General features: G+C 41.3%; 1 protein-coding gene. It reads right to left on the bottom strand.

The window, feature by feature from the left end:
* Positions 1-1,628, bottom strand: a 1,628-nt coding sequence (locus JK139_RS15370; RefSeq protein ID WP_218332166.1) for an Ig-like domain-containing protein, incomplete at both ends; no start/stop codon positions are given.

Here is a 1,628-nt window from a genome sequence, read left to right as displayed (position 1 = left end):
TCAATCGTTGCTACTGAAGTATTACTACTGCTCCAAACACCACCGGGGGTGGCATCTGTTACAGTCACACTACTGCCAGCACATACCTGTCCGCTTCCTGTATTGATGGGTTGTACAGTCGGCAAGGGATTGACAGTAATGGTAATGGATTGACTGGCAATCCCACATTTGTTTTGAAGGGTATAGGTAATGGTAGTAGTACCCGGCTGGAGTATGGTTACCGCGCCGGTGATACTATCAATGGTTGCCACTTGTGTATTACTACTCATCCAAACACCACCTACGGAAGTTGTATTGACGGTTAAAGTATTTCCCATACAAACCGCATTTGCCGATGCTTGAATAGGATTGACTATCGGCTTAGCCTGAACCAATATATTTCTTGTTACAGTTTGTCCGCATGCATTAGTATAACTTAAAGTGGTTGTTCCTGCAGCAATTGCAGTTACAATGCCTGCCTGACTAACAGTGGCTACTCCTGTATTAGATGAACTCCAGGTACCGCCCGGTACCGGATTTACAAATGTTGCAGTAGTGCCGGCACAAAGTGTATCTGCCCCACCACTAATGGGCATGGTAGAACGGATATATATAATTTGTGTGCTACTGCAGGTAATACCATTTACGGTATAGGCTACCGTAACCGTATCAATAGAATTGTCATCAAATTTAATTTGTGGATAACGACTGGTATTGGAAGTACCGGCTACATAGTTAGTACCACCACCGGTTACCGTCCATAAATAGATTCCGGAACTACTTCCATAAGTGGGCATATAAGGGGTATTACTAAACTTAATGGTACCATTGTTACAAGTGGCAACTGCGGGCAACATTTGCACACTGTTTACAGTAAATGATTTGCCCACACTTACACTACAACCATACTGATTGGTCATGGTATAAGTAATTGTGGTAGTACCGGCACTTATGGCAGTCACTTTTCCGGTAGTATCAATCGTTGCTACTGAAGTATTACTACTGCTCCAAACACCACCTTTTGTTGTGGTAGTCAATTGAACTGTGCTACCGGCACAAGTACCGGAATCTCCGGTAATAGGTGCAATAACAGGCAATGGGTTTACTGTAACACTAGTTTGTGCAGTGTTACTGCACCCATAGTTATCGGTAAGTGTTAGCAAATAACTACCACTTGCTGCAGTGGTAACATTAGCAATAGAGGGGTTCGCTAAGGTTGAAGTAAATCCATTCGGACCATTCCACTGATATGAGTAAGTATTAGAATGATTATTTTTTGATTTATCATTGTCGTCGTTGTCATTGTTATTCTTTTTACTATTATTTACAAAATTGTTATTCCCATTAACTGTTGAAGAAAGAAAAAGTGTACCCCCGGCACACAAAGGGCTATTGGACTGAACACTTACTATGGGAATGGGATGAACAGATAATTGTATACTATTGGAAGCTGTAATACAAGATGCACTATTTAAACTGGCTGCATTAGGGCCAACCAATACCCGATATAACCCACTATCTGATAATTGCACATTATTAATAGTAAGACTGTTGGTATTTACCGGCACACCAATATTATTCCAGGTAGTACCATTATCCGTACTTTTTTGCCATTGATAAGCAGGTGCTGTGAAAGGATTGTTGACCAA

This window comes from Hydrotalea lipotrueae (genome assembly GCF_019249625.1).
GTDB classification, from domain to species: domain Bacteria; phylum Bacteroidota; class Bacteroidia; order Chitinophagales; family Chitinophagaceae; genus Hydrotalea; species Hydrotalea flava.
This window is presented reverse-complemented; position numbering and strand designations above follow the sequence as displayed.